This window comes from Epilithonimonas tenax DSM 16811, assembly GCF_000428485.1.
Classification (GTDB): domain Bacteria; phylum Bacteroidota; class Bacteroidia; order Flavobacteriales; family Weeksellaceae; genus Epilithonimonas; species Epilithonimonas tenax.
The window spans coordinates 53,933-75,775 of the sequence record NZ_AUAA01000005.1; the positions used below are offsets into that span (position 1 = coordinate 53,933).

Below are 21,843 nucleotides of genomic sequence, written 5' to 3' on the forward strand. Positions count from 1 at the left end.
ATGAATGTTAATTTGGGAAAATATCGTATCTTAGCACACCTTGAAATTTAACTCAAATATTCCAAGGAAACTTAATTATAAAAGCATTTTTGAATAAAACATGATTGTATTAGCCAATGATGGGATCTCAAAATCGGGGATTCAACTTTTGAAAGAAGCCGGTATTACGGTTTTGGAAAGCCGTGTTTCGCCGGAACATCTCAGCAAGTTCATCAATGAAAATAATGTGGATGTTCTTCTTGTAAGAAGCGCGACACAGGTAAGACGAGATTTGATCGATGAATGCCCAGGTCTTAAAATTATTGGGCGTGGCGGTATCGGGATGGACAATATTGATGTAGAGTATGCCATAGACAAAGGCCTTTATATTATCAACACACCCAATGCGTCGTGCAAATCTGTCGCGGAATTGGTTTTTGCCCACTTCTTTTCGTTAGCCAGGTTTCTGCATGAGAGCAATCGGATTATGCCACTTGAAGGTGAAACCCATTTTAATGCGCTCAAAAAATCATTTCAGAATGCGAGCGAACTTGCTGGTAAAACACTTGGCGTCATCGGAATGGGAAATATAGGATTGGAAGTCATTAGGATTGGTATTTCTTTGGGGATGAAAATCTTAGCATACAACAGAACGCCGAAAACTAAGAATGTAGAAATCGGTTTCTTCGATGGACAATCTGTGAGTTTCGAAATAAAATCAGTAACTTTAAATGAAGTTTTAGAAAACGCTGACTTTATAAGCCTTAATACAGGTAAAACCGATGATTACATCATCGATACCAATGAGTTTGCCATGATGAAAGATGGTGTTTTTATCGTCAATACAGCGAGAGGCGGCGTGATCAATGAAGTGTCTATGATTGATGCGATCGAAGATGGAAAACTAGCGGGAGCAGCTCTGGATGTGTTTGAGAAAGAACCAACTCCTGAGGTAGAAATCCTTATGAATGCAGGGATGTCACTTTCCCCGCACGTAGGCGGCAATACAATAGACGCTCAAAATAGAATTGGAGAAGAACTCGCAATACAAATTATTAAATTGAAAGATCAAATATAAATGCCAGTATTTAAACCATTTAAAGGAATTAGACCTAACCACGATTTTGTAGATATTTTCCCGACTTATTCTTTGGATAATTTTTCGCAGGAAGAGATCAACAAAAAATCTCAGCAGGAGAACTCCTATATTCAGATGATAAAACCTGCTGTTGTCAGCAAATCCAAAGATATAGACAGGAACTTCAGAAAGATCAGATCTAACTACGAGGAACTATTGGAGGAGAAAAAGCTGACGCAGGATGACTCTTCTTACTATCTGTATGAGCAGACTTTGCCAGGCAAAAGTACTTTTAGAGGTCTTTTGGGGCTTGTAAGCGTAGATGATTTCTGGGATGGAAAAATAAAAAAACATGAGTCTACTATCACAGAGCGCAGAATGAAAATGGCGCATTACCTGGAGAAAGTTAATATCCAGGCGGAACCTGTTTTGCTGACTTACCATTCCAATTCTAAAGTAGAATTGCTAATGACGCACGAGCAAAAGAATGTGCCCATTATTAATTATAAAGATGAAAAAGGCGTCAAACATAAGATCTGGAGAATCGATAACAGACTGAAACTGCAGCAGTTCAAAGAGGTTCTGGATCCTATTGATTCTTTTTATATTGCAGACGGACACCACAGGATTGGATCTGTTGCAGAATATGCCAAAAAACAGAGAGACAAATACAAAAGATCACACGGGACAGAGCATTACAACTTTGTTTACAGTTTTATCGTCTCCAACCAGTCTATCAAAATCAATGATTACAACCGCCTTCTGAACGATCTTAATGGTTTATCAAACGACGAAATCCTTGAGAAACTGAAAGAAGATTTCCAGATTCATGATAAAGGAACAGCGCCTTATTTTCCGTCGCAGAAATTCCATATCAGTATGTATCTCGATGGCAGGTTTTACAGTCTGCATGTCAAGCATGACATCAGAGAATTGCAGAAAAATGAAAATGATCTGGATCATCACTTGGTAGATAAGTATATTTTTGAGAAGATCTTTGGAATAGAGAATGCCAAACATACAGACAAGATCACCTATCTGAAAGGGACTTCTGATACGGAAGGGATTGCAACAATTAAGGACAAAGTAGATAGCGGAGAATATAAAGTGGGTTTTGGAATCTACCCTATCAGCTTCAATGATTTGCTCAAAATCTCAGACAAAGAAATCAAAATGCCGCCAAAATGTACGCTGATAGAGCCAAAGCTGATCACTGCATTAATTATGTATGATATGAAATAGAATCATCTACGAGCTACAAAAGAGGGACGTCAGTTAACATAGACGCCCCTTTTTTATTTTACTAAAATCACACCAGATTTGCAATATAATTCTAGATTATTTATTCATAACTAGTTACGTCTCATCTCTTGGCGTTAACTTGTCGTGCAAATAAGGATAGAAAAAAGATTTTAATTCATATCTTTACAAAATTAAAATAAGTATATTTTTACTTTGGACTCACAAAGAATACCATCAAATAATTAATAACCAAATGTATCCAAAGGAATATATCAATTGCGACCAGGAGCCGATCCATATCTGTGGAGAAGTTCAGAAATACGGCTATTTGTTAGGAACAAAAGATTCGAAAATCTCTTTCTACAGTGAGAATATTATCGATTTTTTTTCGCAGGATCCCAATCAACTTATTGGAAAAGAAATCACCGTTTTGTTTGATGAGTTGAAGCTTGATATCAATTGGGATAATGTTTCCGATAACCACGAGCTTGCCATACAGCACATTACTTTTAAAGAAGAAGAATACACGCTTTCTATCCACACGAATCATTGTTTTACATTTTACGAGGTAGAAAAAGTATTACCCAATCATAAGATCAATCAGGAGTACAAAGCCATCCAGAATATTCTGAAAATGTCCAATGACGATAACGTCTGGAAAATATTACTGAAAGAAGTCCAAAATATTATTGATTTTGACCGCGCGATGATCTACCAGTTTCTGTACGATGGTAGCGGCGAAGTGGTAGAAGAATCGGTAAAACCTGGCTTGGACAGTTACCTGCATCTGCACTATCCGGAATCGGACATTCCTGCCCAGGCAAGAGCCCTTTATCTGAAAAATACCGTGAGGATTACATCGCACGTTTCCGGTGAGACCTATCCTATTTTTGGAGTCCAGAAAGAAAAAATAGATCTTACTTACAGCATGACAAGGTCTTCTTCTCCTGTTCACCGTCAATATCTTAAAAATGCTGGTGTAGAATCCAGTTTCAGTGCATCCATCATTGTCAACGGAAAACTATGGGGAATGGTAGCTTGTCAAAACGCCGAGCCCAAACATCTTGATCTCCAATCCAGGCTACTGGTAGAGACGCTGACGAAAACTTCTGCCAATGCTTTTGCATCTTATCGATCTTTGCAGACCTTGGAAGATTACCAGAGAATTAATCTGAATAACATCGCTGTACGCTACAACCTCACAAATGAAGAAAACTTTGGGAAAGCACTGGAAAATAGTATAGAAGAGATTATGAATGCTTGCTCTGCTGACGGAATGATCATTAAAATTAATAATGAAATCATCACCCATGGCATTGTTCCAAAGTATTCTGATATTGATAAAATAATCACTTGGAGCAAAGTGAACAACGATGATTTTGAAGAGAACATTTTTATATCCAACACATTTTGTCAAACCATAGATCTTGACTTAGAGGATTCTTATCGAAGTTGTGGTATCATCATTAGTGTATTGGGGAATAACACTTCGGACATGCTGATATGGCTAAGGAAAGAACAAGGCCAAAAGATCAAATGGGCAGGAAATCCAGAAAAAGAAACGGTTTCCGAAATCAAAGACGGTGTAGAGATCATCAAATTCTCGCCCAGAAAATCCTTTGAAGTCTGGAAAGAATATGTGAAAAATACAGCGCTCCCTTGGAAAACCAAAGAAATAGAATCTGCAAAATGGATCACTTCAATCATCCTGAAAGCGTCTCATTCCAAATCTTCTCATATCTCTGACCTTAATGCCCAACTGAAAGAGCTGAATGAAGAATTGGATGCGTTTTCCTACACCATCTCGCACGATCTTAATACACCACTGACGGTTATCAAACTCAATGCGCAGCTGATGAAAAGAATGCAGCAGCCTGATGAGAAGACTCAAAAATTTTTGAACACCATCATTACGCAGGTAGATGCTATGAGCGATATGATCAAGAATGTTTTGGAACTGAGTAAAATCAAAAAATCAGAAATCGAACTCAAAAATATTGAAGTTGATGATTTGATTAATAAACTGGCAGAAGATTCTAAAATCAGTTTTGACTCTCCTCATACAGAGGTTATTATAGAAAATACACCGGAAGTTTTAGGCGATCCAACAATGGTTTACCAGGTGTTTGGAAACGTCATCGGGAATGCAATCAAATATTCTTCGAAGTCTTCTAAGCCGAGAGTCAAAATCATTGGGGAAGTGTACGAAAGTGCTGTCACCTACAAAATAACAGACAACGGAATTGGAATAGATAAGCAGGACGCTGGGAAAATGTTTAAGATCTTCAGCAGAATGAGTAATGCAAAAGCCTTCCACGGCAATGGTGTGGGCCTCAGTATTGTTCAGCATCTGATGGAGAAAATGGGTGGCGAGATCACGTACGAAAGTGAAAATGGAATAGGAACTACTTTTATTTTAAAATTTCAAAAACCGGATTATGATTTCAGCATATCTTAAAGAGCAAACAAGGCAACACCACGACGAAACGGAGGACAATCTGCAGTCTAAAAAGATATTCGACAAGTCTTACACACTTGATGATTATAAAAAATTACTGCTTTACAATTACAAACTGATCAACCAATACGAACCGCAGATCGCAGAAAAGCTTAAAGATCACACAGATCTTAAACTTGATCTGAGAAGTAAAATAGAGGCTTTAAAGATTGATCTTGAGAATCTAAACATCGCTATCGAAACTGAAAATCCTATTAGTAATCTGGAAAACGAAGCAGAAGCGTTCGGTGCATTGTACGTGATGGAAGGCTCTACGCTTGGTGGAAATGTGATCGCAAAACAACTGAAAAAAAATCCTGAGTTTGAGAATGTAGAATTCAACTATTTCAGTATGTATGGTGAGAACACAGGACCATATTGGCAGGAATTCAAATCGATTATTGATGAGCAGATTACCGAAGAACAGTATGAAGATTGTGTAAACGGTGCGAAGAAAGCGTATCAATTATTGTCATCACTAGTGATTACCAAAAAAGGAGCGAAAAACTAATTTCACTCCTTTTTTTATGGTTAAATCTGAAAAGATTATTTCTCTATTTTAACAAGCTCAACATCGAAAACCAACCAAGAGTTTGGAGGAATCACACCGCCTGCGCCTCTTTCTCCGTAGCCTAATGCTGGTGGAATAAGCAATGTCGCAGCTTCTCCTTCTTTAAGAAGCAAGATCCCTTCATCCCATCCTTTGATCACTTGACCCACGCCAATTGGAATGTCAATGGGTGCATTTCTTTTGAAAGAGTTATCAAACTCTTCCCCGTTGATCAGCTTTCCTGCATAATGCACAGCGACTGTTTGTCCGGGTGTTGGATTAGCGCCTGTTGTAGTTTTTGTAATTTTGTAGTACAAACCAGATTCCGTAGACTGCATACCTGCTTTCATTTCATTGACCAATTTCTCTTGGTTCGCCGCAAATTCTGCCAATTTCTTAGCTTTTTCTGCTTCAGCTTTTGCTAAGTATGCTTTGTTATTTTCTTCGATTTTTGCTTTACCTTCTGCGAAGATTTTTGCGGCATCATAGTGTTTATACGCGTCACCTTTAGCGAAAACTGCTACTTTTGTCAAGACGATATCAGTTTTTGGTTTGTCCTGAGGTCCTTTTTCCACATTAGCGATAGAATCGATGGTTGCTTCTCCTCCTACTACCTTCCCGAAGATCGTATGTTTCCCATCCAACCAAGGTGTTGCGATCTCTGTAATGAAGAACTGAGAACCATTGGTATTAGGTCCGGAGTTAGCCATAGAAAGGATTCCTTTTCCTGTGTGTTGAAGATCATTTCTCTCATCACCGAATTTATATCCAGGGTCTCCCATTCCTGTTCCTTGTGGATCGCCACCTTGGATCATAAAATCTTTGATCACTCTGTGAAAGATGGTTCCATCGTAGAAAGGCTCGCCTTTTTTCTTTGCTTTGTTCTCGATCTTACCTTCTGCAAGACCTACGAAATTGGCCACTGTTACCGGAGATTTTTCATCTTCGAATTTAACCAAAATCTCTCCTTTGCTTGTTACAAAATTTCCATAAAGTCCGTCTGGCAGACCTTTATAAACTTCTTTGTCTATTTCCAATGTTTTACAATTTAATAGTGTTAATAATGTTATAGAAAGTGCTATAATTTTTTTCATTTTATAATAATAGTTTTTTATAATACTTTTACTTTGATGATCAGTGGCATATCATTACTTATCTTTTTACCATCGCCATAAGTTCCGTACGCTAAGACAGACGGCACCAGGATTTCTACTTCCTCTCCTTTTTTCAGATATCTGATGACATCTTCCACAGCATCCATTTCTTTAAAATGACCGAATACAACCTCCGTATTTCCTATGGGATTTTGGTATAATTTGGTTCTGTTAAAGTCATAAATATCATATTGATAAGAAACTTTGTCACCATTGTTTTTACGCGGCAAGCTTTCTAGGTTTTCCCGATCTACCCAGTAGTTCATCCCCATAGGATAGTACTTTATAGCCTGAGCGTTGATCCAATCCTGTATCTGGTTTCTTTCAAGACTATTCAGATCCTTGGTTCTCTTTTTAGAAATTTCCATATCGCTTTCAGAAATAAACTGTTCTCCCGTGTTTGGCAGTGGATTCTGCTTGGCACAAGCTGATAAAAGCATGATTGATGCGATAAGAATTGTTTTTTTCATATTTTAAAATGTTTTTGAACACCGGAGAAGGTAAGGGTCAAAAAACTCTGGCAAAATTAAGAATTTTCACAGACTTAATTGGCATTAAAACAAAAACCGGAAAATAATTTCCGGTTTTCGCTTTTCAATTTACTTTTTATTTAATTCTATACACCGTATACATTTTCTTCTACCAATACTCTCCAGCCGAAGGTGTCTTCTGCTTTATTAGTCTGGATATTCACCAAGTCATTTTTCAACTGTTCTGCAAAGCTTTCTTCGGGCGAAAGTTTTGGTAATGTAAGATGCTCACCTTGGTAACCCAACGCTTCAAAGATACTCGTTACTACGGCGGTACCAACACCCCAAACCTCTTTCAAAGTTCCGTTTCGCTGTGCTTCTATGACATCGGTCACTTTTACGTCACCAATCACCACATCAATTCCCCTTCTTTCCGCTAGTTGAAGGAAGCTGTCTCTGGTAACACCATCCAAGATCTTATCAGATGTTTTAGGCGTATAGATGGTATCGTTTATTCTTACAAAAACGTTCATCGTTCCACTTTCTTCAAAATATTCGTGAGAACAGTCATCTGTCCAGATGATCTGGTCATAACCTTCTTCTATCGCCAATTGTGTTGGGTAGAAAGATGCCGCATAATTTCCGGCCGCTTTTGCAGCACCTACACCTCCACTTGCTGCTCTGGAGTAATGATCAGAAATTTTAACAGAAACAGGCGCTGTGTAATAGCTTTTGGCTGGTGTTGCAACAATGGCAAACATATATTTTTCTGAGATTCTTGCTTTCAGAGCTTCTTCTGTGGCAAATAATAGTGGTCTGAGATAAAGAGACATTCCTTCTCCTTGCGGAATCCACTCTCTGTCTATATCGACCAATGCCTTGAGGCCATTCATGAAGATCTCTTCGGAAATCTCAGGAATTGCTAATCTTTTTGCGGATTTGTTAATGCGTTCAAAGTTCTTTTCTGGACGGAAAAGGAATACCTGACCATCGTTATCCTTATACGCCTTCATTCCCTCAAAACATGCTTGCCCGTAATTGACCCCCATCATAGCTGGGGTAAAACCTATCGGACCGTAAGGAATCAGTTGAAGATCCCCCCATTTTCCATTCTCGTATTCACAAATTATCATATGATCTATAAAAGTATTCCCGAATGAGAAATTACTGGGATCAAATGTAGAAATTCTTGGGTTTGAAGATTTTTGGATTATCATTTTTTAAATTTTAATTGAGGTATTACAAATATATAATAATTATTTAATAATAAAAATTTAGTTTAAATTTGTAAAAAAAATAATTTGAAAAGAGAATTGGTAGAGACAAATGATGGAAGTAAAACCCTTTTAATCAATGATTTGGGAGAAACTTACCATTCAAAACATGGAGCGCTTCAGGAAGCAATCCATGTATTTATCAATAATGGACTTAATCTGATAAATACTTGCGAAATTAATATTTTAGAACTCGGTTTTGGAACAGGTCTTAATCTTTTAGTGACAATTGATGAATATTTGAAAAATAATAAAAATCAGAAAATCAATTATTTTGGAATAGAAAAATATCCGATTTTTTTTGAAGAAGCGTCAGAACTTGCCTATTCCGAATTATTTTCGACAGATTTTGTAAAAGAGTTGTCTCTGAAAATCCACGAGTTAGATTGGGAAACCTCTAATGAGTTAACGACTTGTTTTAGCCTAAAAAAAATAAAAAAGGACTTTTTTGATTTGAAGGCCACAGATCTTCCGCTGATTGATCTTGTTTATTTCGATTGTTTTGGCGCCAGAGTGCAGCCAGATCTTTGGGAAATGGAACTGTTAGAAATCGTAGCTTCTAAGATGAGATCAGGATCTTTACTGACAACCTACTCATCCAAAGGAAGTGTACGAAGAAATCTGATTGAATTAGGTTTTGAAGTGGAAAAAAAACAAGGCCCTCCGGGAAAAAGAGAAATGATGATTGCCTGGAAAAAATAATTTTACATAAATTAGTAACGCCAATTGACAGCTATGATAGATAAGATCAACATCCGTGTTTATGCACTTTGTATAAAAGATAACAAGATTCTAGCACTGCACGAGGAATATGCAGGAGATTTCCTCGTCAAATTACCTGGAGGCGGTCTGGAATTTGGCGAAAGCACTATCGAGTGTCTGAAACGTGAGTTTCAGGAGGAGCTTAATATTGATATTAATGTCACCGGACATTTCTACACGCAAGATGACTTTCTTGTTTCAAGGTTTCGGGATAACGAACAACTGATCACCATTTATTATCTGGCAGAAATCCTAAATGAGGAAGATCTTCTGATCCTGGATCCTTGTATAGAAAAGACGGAATGGTTTGCTTTGGATGGCGGGAATCCTTTTCAGCTACCCATTGATAAACGTGTTTTTGATATGGCAAAAGAAAAATTCCTGAAATAAGCTTCCTGAATTTTTACGAGTTAGATTCAATCAGGCTTCGTTAGAACATTATAAATTCCAAAGCAAATCTTCATATTTTTTCAGAATAATATCTTTAGAAAAACGAGATTTGATAGAAGTTTTGATGTCTTCTTTGTTACCGTTTCTGTGTACAACGTGCTTTATTTTTTCAGCAAAATCATCGTAGTCTTCAATATTTGCAATTTCTCCGTTGACTTGGTTAATGATTATTTCATCAATTCCGCCAGGACAATTGTTGGCGAGCGCGTAAACACCACAGGTTCCGGCTTCCAAAAGTACATTGGGGAAACCCTCATATCTGGAAGAGAGAATGAAAAGATCAGCAAATTTGAGATACTGGTAAGGGTTGCTTTTCCTGCCGTGAAACATAACGTGATCCAGACCCAACATTTCTTTCATTTGCAGAAGCAATTCTTTGTCTTTCCCGTCACCCAGGATATGCAAAAGAATATTTTGATTTTTGAGACGTGAAAAAACTTTCAACAAATTATCAAAACCCTTTCTGGCAGATAGATTCCCGATAGCAACGACGTGCTTGTATTGCGGAGAAAAGTCGGCAGGTCTTTCGGATTGCTCCAGTTTTTCTTCAATAAAATCTACATCAACCGGATTATTTATTTTCACTAGTTTATTTTTCCTTATCCCAAAATTATCAATCAGATCTATCGCCATATCATTGCTTTGCGCTATGATTCTTTCGTAACTGTTATAAAACTTGTAAAAAAATCTGATTTCTTTTCTGGTAACATGTTGAGACACAACGTTTGTTTCCCGCGCGATGAATTTTGTCTTCGGGAAAAGTTTTATAAACAAGGACAAGTAAGCATTGACTTCTCCAAATCCGGAAAAAACAATATCAGGTTTCCGCCGTTTAATTTCCAAAAGAATCGGCTTTAAGGAATTTCTAATGCGCGGTGTTTTGATATCAATGATCTCAATATCCGGTCTAAGGAAATCAAGATAAGCACCTTCTTTTCTAAGTAGCAGAATAGATGGTGAGAATTTTTCTCTGGGCAGATGATTCGCAATCGTTGTGATAATACGCTCTGCACCGCCGGTTTCCAGATCTGGCAATATGAAAATAATTGATTTTTTCATCATTCAAAATTACAAAACCGAATTGATTTTTCAAATAAAATAAAATTGCCAGTTATTGTCCGGCAATTTTATTTTTAATTCGCAATATCACTGATGAATTTGATTCTCAGAATCCTTACCTCCTCATCTGTGAGGTCATCACCATATTCTGCAAGAAGCGTTTTCATACTGTCGCTTTCTGAGTTTTTCATAAAATCCATAAATTCTTCTACAATATCTTCATCAAAATTCTCATTGACATAATAATCAATATTCAGTTTTGTGCCTTGGTAGATGATACTTTCCATTTCGGAAAGCAGATCTGTCATAGATATGTTTTTAGCTTTGGCAATATCCTCCAGATCTATTTTTTTATCTGTGTTCTGGATGATGAAAACTTTGTGACTGGATTTGTTTGCCACTTGTTTTATCACTGTATCCTGAGTTCTTTCGATCTCATTTTCTTCAACATATTTTTTGATAAATTCCGCAAAGTCTTTACCGTATTTTTTCGCTTTACCTTCGCCCACACCGTAGATTTTTGCTACCTCTTCTACGGAGACCGGATATTGTACAGTCATATCTTCCAAGCTCGGATCCATAAAAACTGTGTATGGCGGGATGCCGTATTTTTTGGCAACGGTTTTGCGAAGTTCCTTAAGTTGTCCGAATAACACCTGATCCAGACCACCGCCAGCCTGTATCTGCACTTGTTCATTGTCGGCTTTGCTTTTGGATTGTGCAAGGTCATACTCTCTATCTTCGGCAATTTGGAACGTCAGTTTTGATGTTCCATTGATGACCTCTTGTCCTTTTTCAGAAACTTTCAAAACGCCGTATGTTTCGATGTCTTTTTTAAGATAATCCTGAACAGTAGCTTGTCTGATGATAGATTTCCAATAATTGTCACTCTCAGATTTTCCAAAACCAAAATATTCCGTCTGTTCCAGTTTGTACGACTTGGTCACAGCGGATTCTCTTCCTGTAATCAATGAAATGAGATCCTTGGTTTTGAATTTTTCGCCCAAAACCTTGATCATTTCAAGGACTTTTTTCAGGTCTTTGGTAGCATCTTTTAAAGTTGGTGGATTTTGAGAATTGTCACACATCAGCGCGCCTTCACCTTTTACGGGATCAAATATCTCTCCAAAGTAATACAGTAAATACTGCCTTCTGCTCATAGATGTTTCTGCGTATCCAACAACTTCATTCAACAACTGAAGACCAATTTCTCTTTCTGAAACTGGTTTTTGAGCAAGGAATTTTTCAAGCTTTTCTATGTCTTTCGGATCGTAAAAGGCCAGGCAGTAGCCTTCTCCTCCATCTCTACCAGCACGGCCTGTTTCCTGGTAATAACTTTCCAGAGATTTTGGAATGTCATAATGGATGACAAACCGTACATCCGGTTTATCAATTCCCATACCGAATGCGATGGTTGCCACGATGACGTCTGCTTCTTCCATCAAAAATTTGTCCTGATGCAAAACTCTCGTCTTTTGATCTAGTCCCGCATGATATGGCAAAGCATTAATGCCATTCACCTGCAAAAGCTGAGCAAACTCTTCCACCTTTCTTCTGCTAAGGCAATAGACGATGCCCGATTTTCCTCTATGCTGATTGATGAATCTTACGATTTCCTTGTCAACATTTACTTTTGGGCGAATCTCATAAAATAAATTGGCTCTGTTGAAACTTTCTTTATAAACAAGTGCATTATTCATGCCCAATGTTTTTTGGATATCGTCCTGCACTTTTGGTGTAGCAGTGGCGGTAAGTGCAATGACGGGAACGTCTGCAATTTTATCAATAATACCTTTCAGGTTTCTGTATTCCGGGCGGAAATCGTGTCCCCATTCCGAGATGCAGTGCGCTTCGTCAATAGCCACGAATGAGATCTGAACATTTTTCAGAAAGTCAACATATTCTTCTTTGATTAATGATTCCGGCGCTACGTAAAGTAGTTTGGTTTTACCGGCAGTGATGTCGTCCATCACCTGCTTGGTCTGGGTTTTATTAAGAGAGGAATTAAGGACATGAGCCACGCCCTCATCAGAAGAAAGTCCATTGACAGCATCTACCTGATTTTTCATCAAAGCAATCAATGGAGATACCACGATGGCAGTTCCTCCAGAAATAAGCGCTGGTAATTGATAACAAAGTGATTTTCCACCGCCAGTTGGCATAAGAACAAACACATCTTTACCATCTAACAGTTCAGTGATGATTTGCTCTTGTTGGCCTTTAAATTTAGAAAATCCAAAATATTTTTTGAGTTCGGCAGATAAGTTGATGTCTTTTGTGTCCATCCTTTGATATAGTTTGCTAAATTTGCATATAATTACAGGTTATACAAATTATTGATAATAATTTTTGTTGTTTTTTTAGATAAAAAAATGAAGCCTAAACTTCATTTCGTAATTTCAAATTATGGAAGTGAAGATACAAAATTAATATTATTAAAAAAAATAATAAAACATTTTAAATTTTGGACCCAAAAGAAATTCTGTTTAATGCGCATCAGGCGCTAGATATTGAAATAAATGAACTTACAAACCTCAGAAATCGCCTGAACGACAGTTTTGTAAAGAGTGTTATAGCGATCAACGAGATCAAAGGGAAATTGATTGTTGTAGGGATCGGAAAGTCTGCGCATGTGGCCAATAAGATTGTTGCCACCCTTAATTCTACCGGGACACCTTCCCAATTCCTTCACGCAGCCGAGGCCATCCACGGTGATCTTGGAGTGATTCAAAAACAGGATATTGTTCTTTGTATTTCCTATTCGGGCAACTCACCGGAGATTGTTAATATTCTACCTTTTTTGAAAACATATTCTACCGCGCTAATTGCTATGACTGGCAATATAGAAAGCAAATTAGCAAAAGCAGCAGATATTATTCTCAACACACACGTCAACAATGAAGCTTGTCCTAACAAACTTGCTCCAACAAGTTCTACAACAGTACAAATGGCGCTAGGAGATGCTTTGGCAGTTTGCCTGATGGATCTGAAAGATTTCAAGGAAGTCGATTTTGCGAAGTTTCATCCGGGTGGAAGTCTTGGTAAAAATCTAACTGCAAAAGTGGAACAATTTGTTTCGAAAAATAAACCGGAAGTGGATCTTGATGCTTCTGTGAGAGATGTGATTATCTCTGTAAGTGGATCCAAACACGGCATTACTGTGGTTGTAGAAAAGGGCGAAATAATGGGTGTGATTACAGATGGCGACATCCGCAGAATGCTTCTGAATCAGGATGATATATCTAAAGTGAAAGCGTCTGACATTATTAGTAAAAATCCTAAAACCATTGATAAAAACCAACTGGCAAAAGAGGCGATGAAGATCTTAAAAGAATTCAATATCGGGCAATTGGTTGTCACGGAAGAAAATCTGTACTTTGGCATCATAGATATCCATAAATTGCTGGACGAAGGAATAAATTAAATTGGCCTGCTTTAGCATATCAGGTTCTAAAAAGCAGATTTAAAAATTATTGATCAATAATCATTTATAAATAACAATGAGTGAACAAAAAGAAATGTCCTTTCTTGGGCATATTGGAGAGTTAAGATCGCATTTGGTAAGATCTATTTTAGCCATCATTATTCTGGCAATTGTGGTCGGATTTAATATCAATTGGGTGATGGATCATATTTTTTTCGGTCCCACCAGAAGTGATTTTTTCACTTTTAAAGTTGTGAATCATTTTTCCAGAGAGATCACGGGTGCTGACAGTTTTATATTACCTGCCAAGTTCAGCGTTCAGCAGAAGCAATTATTCCAACAGTTCAACGTGATGATGGCGGTTTCCATTTTTTCAGGTATCGTTTTGGCTTTTCCTTACATCGTTTGGGAAATTTGGAGGTTTATCAGTCCGGCATTGATGCCAGCTGAAAGAAAAAACTCAATTTTTTATATCAATTCTGTTTGGATCCTTTTTATGCTTGGGGTTATGACGGGTTATTTTTTGATCCTGCCTTTCGCAATTAATTTCGGATTACTTTTCAAAGTATCTGATAATATTGTTCAGTTATTTGACTTGTCAGATTACACGACTCTATTCTTACAGGTAACGATGGGCATGGGTGTTGTTTTCCTTTTTCCGATTGCAGTTTACATCCTCACCTCCATTGGTGTTTTAACGCCTCAATTCCTGAGAACATACAGACGTCACGCTATCGTTTTGATTATGGTGGTTGCTGCCATTATCACCCCTGCTGATGTTTTGAGTATGATGGCTGCGGCGCTACCACTGGTTTTGCTTTATGAGATCAGTGTCATCATGTCGAATGTGATTTACAAGAAGATGCAGAAAAAAAATCTAAATAAAGATCTTACGAAACTGTAAAAGATTAAAAATATAAAATGAAAGTCAGCAATGTAGTCTATTGCTGATTTTTTTTGACTAAAAAATTAACTCGGATTATCCTGTCTTACTTCCTTTATGATGCTACCAAGTAATGCATCTCTATTACAAAGAGTGGACGCACTATTCTTTTAAGGTGCAAATTGAAGAACATCATGTTTTCCTTGAATCAAACACAGATAACATGCTGTTAAAATTTGATTACCATCTACCAGCACTTTGTTTATAACCATAAGCGTATCAGATACCCACGCTCTTTTCTATCTTTTATATGCAGGAATGGTTAGAAATAATTCCTAACATTAATTGTAACCCATTCAGGAAAAAAGAGCTTTTTTTAACAAATCATTTTTCTTACTTATTAAAAATAAAACTGAGATCATTCTCTGATAATATCTTATAATAATTAATGTTTTTTCTAAATCTCCATAACATAAAAAAAAACGGGAAATCTAAATTAGATAGATTTCCCGTCGTGATTGATAAAATATGGTAGAATTACTTCAAAGCATTAATTGCTTCTGTATAATTTGGCTCCTGTCCTATTTCCGGAACTTGCTCTGTGTAAATCACTTTTCCTGTCTCGTCCAAAGCCACAACAGCTCTGCTCAACAAACCTCTCAATGGAGAGTCGCTAAGCGTTACGCCATAGTCTTCTCCGAAATTTCCACGGAAATCTGAAAGGATCTCTACATTATCCAGACCTTCTGCTGCACAAAATCTATTAAGCGCAAAAGGTAGATCTCTGGAAACATTGATTACCACAGTGTTTTCCAATGAACCAGCTTCCTTGTTGAATTCTCTTGCAGATGCTGCACAAACACCAGTGTCGATGCTTGGGAAGATATTTAACAACACTTTTTTCCCTGTATAATCAGCCAGGTGCTTTTCTGAAAGATCCGCACCAACCAGTGTAAATTCCTGAGCGATAGTTCCAACTTCCGGCAAATCGCCAACGGTATTAATAGGATTTCCTTTGAATGTAATTTGTGACATTGTTTTCTGTAATTTATTTTTTCAAAGTTAATGGTTGATTTCTGAATTCTCAAACAATTAATTCCACTTTAATAAAATTTAACTTTTAGGCGTAATTTAAAAAACAATTAATCCATTTTTAAACAAAAATCACCTTTCAGCTATCAAGAAATCATTATAAAATACGTATTTTTGTGATTCAAAACGAAATAAAATCAACGAAATAATGTCAGAAAAATCAAAAATCATTTACACGCTTACGGACGAAGCGCCAATGTTAGCAACGCATTCTTTTTTGCCTATCGTTAAGGCTTTCACAGCTGTTGCAGACGTTGATATTGTTCCTAAAGACATTTCTCTTGCAGGTAGAATTCTTGCAAACTTCCCAGAGTATCTTTCAGAAGATCAAAAGATCGGAGATGCGTTGGCAGAATTGGGACAATTAGCAACAACGCCGGAAGCAAACATTATAAAATTACCAAATATCTCTGCATCAGCACCTCAATTAGAAGAAGCAATCTCAGAATTACAAGCGAAAGGTTTTGCTTTACCAAATTATCCTGCAGAACCAAAGAATGAAGAAGAAAAAGCAATCAAAGCTAAATACGCGAAAGTTCTTGGATCAGCGGTAAACCCTGTTTTAAGAGAAGGAAACTCCGACAGACGCGCACCGAAAGCTGTCAAGAATTACGCTAAAGCAAATCCTCACAAAATGGGCGCTTGGGCTTCTGATAGCAAAACCGACGTTGCGAATATGCAACAAGGCGACTTCTACGGAACAGAAACTTCCGTAACGGTAGAAAATGATTCCAAATTCAAAATCGTTTTCTTTGGAACTGACGGTTATGAAAAGATTCTAAAAGACCTTGCACCACTTAAAGCGGGTGAAGTGATCGATTCTTCTGTTTTAAATATCAATGCATTGAAAGCGTTTGTTCAGGAAGCCATTGAAGAAGCTAAGCAAAGAGGCGTCATCTTATCTGCTCACCTGAAAGCGACCATGATGAAGGTTTCTGACCCAATCATCTTCGGAGCGATTGTGGAGACTTTTTTCAAAAATGTTTTTGACAAATACAAAGATATCTTTAAAGAATTGGATGTCAATCCAAACAGTGGATTGCAAAATCTTTACGATAAAATTGCCGGAATTCCACAGGAAGCGGACATCAAAGCTGATATTGATAAAACAATGGAGGAAGGTCCAAAAGTAGCAATGGTCAATTCTGATAAAGGCATTACCAATTTCCACGTTCCATCCGACATCATCGTTGATGCATCTATGGCTGCACTCATCAGAAATGGCGGAAAAATGTGGGACAAAGCTGGCGCTGAAGAAGATACTTTGGCAATTATCCCAGACAGATCTTATTCCGGTTTCTATCAAGCAGCGATTGATGATATGAAGAAAAACGGAGCACTAGATCCTAAAACGATGGGTTCTGTGCCAAACGTGGGATTGATGGCTCAAAAGGCTGAAGAATACGGTTCTCACGACAAAACTTTCCAGGCAGATGCGGATGGAACAATCAAAGTTCTTGACGGTAATGGAAATACTTTGCTTGAGCAAAGAGTGGAGCAATTTGATATCTTTAGAATGTGCCAGACCAAAGATGCACCAATCCAGGATTGGGTAAAATTAGCTGTCAACAGAGCTAGATTGTCTGATACACCTGCCATTTTCTGGCTAGACAAAGCAAGAGCACATGACAGAGAAATGATCAAAAAAGTAGAGAAATATTTATCTGACTACGACACAACTGGACTTGATATCAAGATCCTGGATGTAAAGGATGCAATGACTGAAACGTTGGAAAGAGCAAGAGAAGGGAAAGACACCATCTCCGTCTCCGGAAACGTTTTGAGAGATTATTTGACAGACCTTTTCCCTATTTTGGAACTGGGAACTTCTGCAAAAATGTTGTCGATCGTTCCATTGATGAACGGCGGTGGACTTTTCGAAACTGGTGCTGGTGGTTCTGCACCTAAACACATTGAGCAATTTATCGAGGAAGGATATTTGCGTTGGGATTCTCTTGGAGAGTTCTTGGCGTTGCAGGCTAGTTTAGAACATCTAGCACAAACGCAAAACAATACAAAAGCTCAGATTTTAGCTGATGCTTTGGATGAGGCTAATGCAAAATTCTTGGCAGAAGACAAATCTCCGGGAAGAAAATTAGGAACTATCGACAACAGAGGTTCGCATTTCTACCTGGCTACTTATTGGGCAGAAGCTTTGGCCAACCAAACCAAAGACGCTGAGATCGCTGCTAAATTTGCGCCTGTTGCACAAGCATTGACAGAAAACGAAAGCAAGATCAACGAAGAATTGATTGGCTCTCAAGGCAAAGCTCAGGAAATCGATGGTTATTACAAACCTGATTTCGATAAAACTGATGTTGCGATGAGACCATCAGAAACACTCAATACAATTGTGAACGACATCTAAACCGTGTTAAATATTACATAAAACCCTCGGCAAATGTTGAGGGTTTTGTGTTTTAACTCTATTTTTGGGCAGCTATTTCCGTCTTCCGCTCCCAATCTTTTTTCCCTCGCCTATGCCAGCGCAAAAAAAGGATTTCCGCTCAAGCCGGGCTGCTATCATTCAATGGTATAAAATATTGTAAATTATTCATTGATAATTTATAACTCATAATTAATTATAAGCTTTTTGATATGAAAAAAATCTTCCTATTTTTTCTATATGTTGTTGGGATGTCACAGCTTGATGCGCAGGACAGAATAGATAAAGCCATCCAGAATCTGGAACAGAATTATCCACAGGAAAAGGTCTACCTTCTCTTGGACAAAGAAAAATATGTGGTTGGTGACCAAATCTATTTCAAGTCCTTTGTATTCAATGGTTACAACCGTTCTACCATCTCCAATACGCTTTTTGTGGAATTGTATGACCACAGTAAAAATCTCGTCGACAAGAAAACGGTTTTCTTAAAAGACGGAGAAGGTGACGGCACATTTGTCCTGAATGACTTCCTGAATGAGGATGTCTATTTTGTAAGAGCTTACACCTCTTGGATGGCCAATTTTCCGGAGGCATTCAACTTTATGAAGGAGGTTCCAATCTATAATCCGACTTCTGAACAGAAACTGGTTCTTGATAAAAACACAAAATGGACAGCCAAGGTTTTCCCGGAAAGCGGAACCTTCATTGACCAAGTTCCAACCAAATTTGCTGTGAGATTATTGTCTCAAGGAATACCGCCAGCGGCATGGAGTGGCTACGTCATCGATTCTGAGAAGCCCAATGAGAAATTGGCAAGCTTTAAAAATCTTGATGAAAATGTAAGCATCTTTACAATCACACCAAAATTTGGTAAAATTTACAAAGCAGTTATTGCAGATAGCAAAGGTACAAAACAAACAATCGCATTACCTACGGTTTCAGGTGCAGGGATCAATCTTCAATTGACCAACGATCCAAAAGGGATCAATTATAAACTTTTGGGGACCAATCTTACCCAAGGTTTACAAGGTTATAGTATTGTTGGGACTATTAATAATCAACTGGTTTACAGGGCTAATATCAAAACCAATACGAGTGAAGCTTCTAGCCAGATTCCGAACAAAGTGAGTGACGATGAAACTGCAGTTCTGAACATTACGGTCTTCGATGAGAAACAAAATGTTGCCGCGCAGAGATTATTTTTCGTCAATCCAAAAAGACTGAATCTTGACGAACCAACTTTGGCTTTTGCCATGAATAATGAACCGAGGGCTTTCAATAGTTTCGATATAGAACCAGACGAGGAGCATTCCAGTTACACAGTTTTGGTAAAGGAAAAGAATCCTTCTGAGAACAAAAATGAAAATACAATCTTGAGCGCAAAATGGCTCACAGGAGATTTTGTATCGCCCATCTTCGATCCGTCACAGTATTTTGAAAAAAACACAGATCCCGAAGCGCTGGACGCTTTATTGATCTCAGAAAAATGGAAACGTTACGATTGGGAGTCTCTCTTGGCGGGCAAAACTCCAGACTTCAATTACAAACCTCAGAAGAATCTTTCGTTCAAGGGAAAAGTAACCAACAATGGGCGTTTCATCCCAAACAAAACGATTAATTTGCTCATGCAAACGGAACATTCTGATAAAAACTTTGTTCCAGCAGTGACAGATGAGAATGGATTTATTTATCTAGAGAATATCTACTTTGACGAACCTTTAACCATTTCTTATTACCTTAATAAAGACAAGAAACAGACCAGCGATACTGATAACCTGAATATTACTTTCCAGCCCTTGGTTGCTAATGTTCCTTACAAATCCGCCTTACCTTCCTCCAACTATCATTTGGCTGATGATCATAATACCGCAACAGATCCAGGCATTGCCAAGGCCATTCAAAATAGAAAAAACAACAAGGGAATTGATGATTTCAAAAAAGAAACATTGATTGAAGAAGTCAAAGTAACGGCGAAGAAAATCGATAAAAAAGCAGAATTGGATAGAGAACTTTCGAGCGGAAAATTCAGCAGTATGAATGCTACAATTTTTGATCTGGTAAATGAAAATCAGGATGCTCAGACTTCTCAGAACATCCTGCAGTGGCTGCAAGGAAGAGTCGCAGGACTTACCTTCACCATGGATAGTTTTGGTAACTACATCCCGAGCATCCGAGGTTCTCAAGCGAGCCTGTTTATTGACGAGATGTCTGTAGATCCTGGTATGATCAGCTCTCTTCCAATCAGTAGTATTGCGATGGTAAAAATTTTGAAAAATGACGGTCTGGTTGGCAATGCGATTGCAATCTATACGCGCCGCGGCAATATGATTGCTGAGGAAGATAAAAACAAGGAGAAGGTCAACAAGCTTGTTCTGAAGGGTTATGACAAAGCCACAGAATTTGAATTACCAGACATCACTGGAGATGCTTACAAAAACATCAAAAACGATACCCGGGAAACACTCTACTGGAACCCTTCTCTTTCCGAAGATGGCGGATTGGCTCCGAGAGCTAAATTCTTTAATAATGACGACGCCAAAAACCGACAGATCATCATCATCAGCTTTGATAAAAATGACAGACTACTCTATTACAATGAAATTGTAAAATAATTGTTAAAATACGATTAAAAAGACTTTTCAATGGAAAGGTCTTTTTTTATGGTCTAATGTTTGGATGAAACCAATCAAATATAAACATCAAAAATTTAACATTATGCCGTACATCACAAAAGACATTGACAAAAGCTACAGTATTTATTACGAAGATTTCGGACAAGGACAGCCTGTTATTTTAATTCATGGATGGCCACTCAGCGGTAAATCCTGGGAGCCGCAAGTGGCAGCACTTATGGGTGCAGGGTATCGTGTGATTACATATGACAGAAAAGGTTTTGGGAAATCGCATCCTACCATGGGCGGTTATGATTACAATTCTCTTACAGACGATCTTCTGGAACTTATCACACAATTGGATCTTCAAAAAGTAGTACTTGTAGGATTTTCTATGGGAGGTGGTGAAGTGGTACGGTTTCTTAGCAACAACGGCGCAGAAAATATAGACAAAGTGGCTTTGATTTCTTCAATTATCCCTTTGGTCAAACAAAAAGAAGATAATCCTGATGGCGTTCCGGAAAGTGACTTAAACGACATTCTCGAAAACCTAAAAAAGGATCGTGTGACTTTTCTTGAAGGTTTTCACAAAAAATTTTATAATTACGGACTTTTATCGCAAACCGTGAGCGAGGCTCAATTAAATTATGACTGGAGTATCGCTTCTCAGGCATCACCTATTGCTACAATCAAATGCGCGGAAAGTTGGGCAAATACAGATTTCCGAATAGAATTGAAAAACGTGACCGTTCCTACGTTGATCGTTCACGGAGATGATGATAAGATCGTTCCTATTGCAACAGCTGGCGAACAAGCAGCGAAGGGAATTGCCAATAATCAGTACCACGTGATTTCTGGCGCTCCACACGGCCTCAATGTGACTCACGCTGATGAACTCAATCAGATTTTAATTAATTTTCTTAAGAATTAA

17 protein-coding genes are annotated in these 21,843 nt (G+C 37.9%); 11 read left to right on the forward strand and 6 right to left on the reverse strand.

Translation table 11 applies throughout. The features are described 5' to 3' along the window. The first annotated feature begins 100 nt into the window (after positions 1–100). The 4 genes from F564_RS0103715 (at position 101) to F564_RS0103730 (ending at position 5,307) form a co-directional block, all read left to right on the forward strand. On the forward strand, positions 101–1,057 hold the full coding sequence (locus F564_RS0103715) for a D-2-hydroxyacid dehydrogenase (RefSeq protein WP_028121424.1): 957 nt from the start codon (positions 101–103) through the stop codon (positions 1,055–1,057). After that, on the forward strand, positions 1,058–2,299 hold the full coding sequence (locus F564_RS0103720; protein WP_028121425.1) for a DUF1015 domain-containing protein: 1,242 nt from the start codon (positions 1,058–1,060) through the stop codon (positions 2,297–2,299). Positions 2,300–2,552: 253 nt separating this feature from the next. Further along, complete coding sequence (locus tag F564_RS0103725) at positions 2,553–4,757, forward strand: ATP-binding protein (RefSeq protein ID WP_034980650.1); 2,205 nt, start codon at positions 2,553–2,555, stop codon at positions 4,755–4,757. After that, positions 4,738–5,307: a biliverdin-producing heme oxygenase gene (locus tag F564_RS0103730; RefSeq protein WP_028121427.1), complete on the forward strand. Its 570-nt coding sequence runs from the start codon at positions 4,738–4,740 to the stop codon at positions 5,305–5,307. Before F564_RS0103725 ends, F564_RS0103730 begins: the two co-directional genes overlap by 20 nt. Before the next feature lie 35 nt (positions 5,308–5,342). Here F564_RS0103730 and F564_RS0103735 read toward each other — a convergent pair whose 3' ends face one another. The 3 genes from F564_RS0103735 to F564_RS0103750 all read right to left on the reverse strand — a co-directional run bounded on the left by F564_RS0103735 (position 5,343) and on the right by F564_RS0103750 (position 8,187). Next, positions 5,343–6,440 (reverse strand): peptidylprolyl isomerase, encoded by a 1,098-nt coding sequence (locus F564_RS0103735; protein ID WP_034980653.1) that lies wholly within the window; start codon positions 6,438–6,440, stop codon positions 5,343–5,345. A 17-nt stretch (positions 6,441–6,457) separates the two neighbouring features. Beyond that, positions 6,458–6,970 (reverse strand): FKBP-type peptidyl-prolyl cis-trans isomerase, encoded by a 513-nt coding sequence (locus F564_RS0103740; RefSeq protein WP_028121429.1) that lies wholly within the window; start codon positions 6,968–6,970, stop codon positions 6,458–6,460. Positions 6,971–7,116: 146 nt separating this feature from the next. Then, the gene (locus F564_RS0103750; RefSeq protein WP_028121430.1) at positions 7,117–8,187 is read right to left on the reverse strand and encodes a branched-chain amino acid aminotransferase; all 1,071 of its coding nucleotides are present in this window, start codon (positions 8,185–8,187) and stop codon (positions 7,117–7,119) included. An 84-nt stretch (positions 8,188–8,271) separates the two neighbouring features. Here F564_RS0103750 and mnmD point away from each other — a divergent pair, with 84 nt between their 5' ends. Together mnmD and F564_RS0103760 are read left to right on the forward strand one after the other, a co-directional pair. Next, entirely contained in the window at positions 8,272–8,946 is a 675-nt protein-coding gene (mnmD, locus tag F564_RS0103755) for a tRNA (5-methylaminomethyl-2-thiouridine)(34)-methyltransferase MnmD (RefSeq protein WP_028121431.1), read from the forward strand. Between the two features lie 33 nt (positions 8,947–8,979). Then, a complete protein-coding gene (locus F564_RS0103760; protein WP_028121432.1) occupies positions 8,980–9,396 on the forward strand; it encodes an NUDIX domain-containing protein in 417 nt (138 codons plus the stop codon). A 48-nt stretch (positions 9,397–9,444) separates the two neighbouring features. On the opposite strand, the gene F564_RS0103765 is transcribed toward F564_RS0103760, so the two are convergent. Together F564_RS0103765 and recQ are read right to left on the reverse strand one after the other, a co-directional pair. Then, the gene (locus F564_RS0103765) at positions 9,445–10,518 is read right to left on the reverse strand and encodes a glycosyltransferase (protein WP_028121433.1); all 1,074 of its coding nucleotides are present in this window, start codon (positions 10,516–10,518) and stop codon (positions 9,445–9,447) included. Between the two features lie 71 nt (positions 10,519–10,589). Next, the gene (gene recQ, locus F564_RS0103770) at positions 10,590–12,800 is read right to left on the reverse strand and encodes a DNA helicase RecQ (protein ID WP_028121434.1); all 2,211 of its coding nucleotides are present in this window, start codon (positions 12,798–12,800) and stop codon (positions 10,590–10,592) included. A gap of 179 nt (positions 12,801–12,979) precedes the next feature. Between recQ and F564_RS0103775 the strand changes: the two genes are divergently transcribed. Together F564_RS0103775 and tatC are read left to right on the forward strand one after the other, a co-directional pair. Beyond that, complete coding sequence (locus F564_RS0103775) at positions 12,980–13,939, forward strand: KpsF/GutQ family sugar-phosphate isomerase (RefSeq protein ID WP_028121435.1); 960 nt, start codon at positions 12,980–12,982, stop codon at positions 13,937–13,939. Positions 13,940–14,015: 76 nt separating this feature from the next. After that, positions 14,016–14,843 carry a twin-arginine translocase subunit TatC gene (gene tatC, locus F564_RS0103780; protein WP_028121436.1) on the forward strand — a complete coding sequence of 276 codons (828 nt, stop codon included), beginning with the start codon at positions 14,016–14,018 and terminating at the stop codon, positions 14,841–14,843. Positions 14,844–15,359: 516 nt separating this feature from the next. Here the strand turns inward: tatC and tpx are convergent. Further along, positions 15,360–15,857, reverse strand: a complete 498-nt coding sequence (tpx, locus tag F564_RS0103785; protein WP_028121437.1) for a thiol peroxidase — start codon at positions 15,855–15,857, stop codon at positions 15,360–15,362. 205 nt (positions 15,858–16,062) lie between these two features. On the opposite strand from tpx, the gene F564_RS0103790 reads away from it, so the two are divergent. From F564_RS0103790 to F564_RS0103800, 3 genes are all read left to right on the forward strand, one after another. Continuing rightward, on the forward strand, positions 16,063–18,282 hold the full coding sequence (locus F564_RS0103790; protein ID WP_028121438.1) for an NADP-dependent isocitrate dehydrogenase: 2,220 nt from the start codon (positions 16,063–16,065) through the stop codon (positions 18,280–18,282). A gap of 230 nt (positions 18,283–18,512) precedes the next feature. After that, a complete protein-coding gene (locus tag F564_RS0103795) occupies positions 18,513–20,912 on the forward strand; it encodes a hypothetical protein (protein WP_028121439.1) in 2,400 nt (799 codons plus the stop codon). Between the two features lie 103 nt (positions 20,913–21,015). After that, positions 21,016–21,843 (forward strand): alpha/beta fold hydrolase, encoded by an 828-nt coding sequence (locus tag F564_RS0103800; protein WP_028121440.1) that lies wholly within the window; start codon positions 21,016–21,018, stop codon positions 21,841–21,843.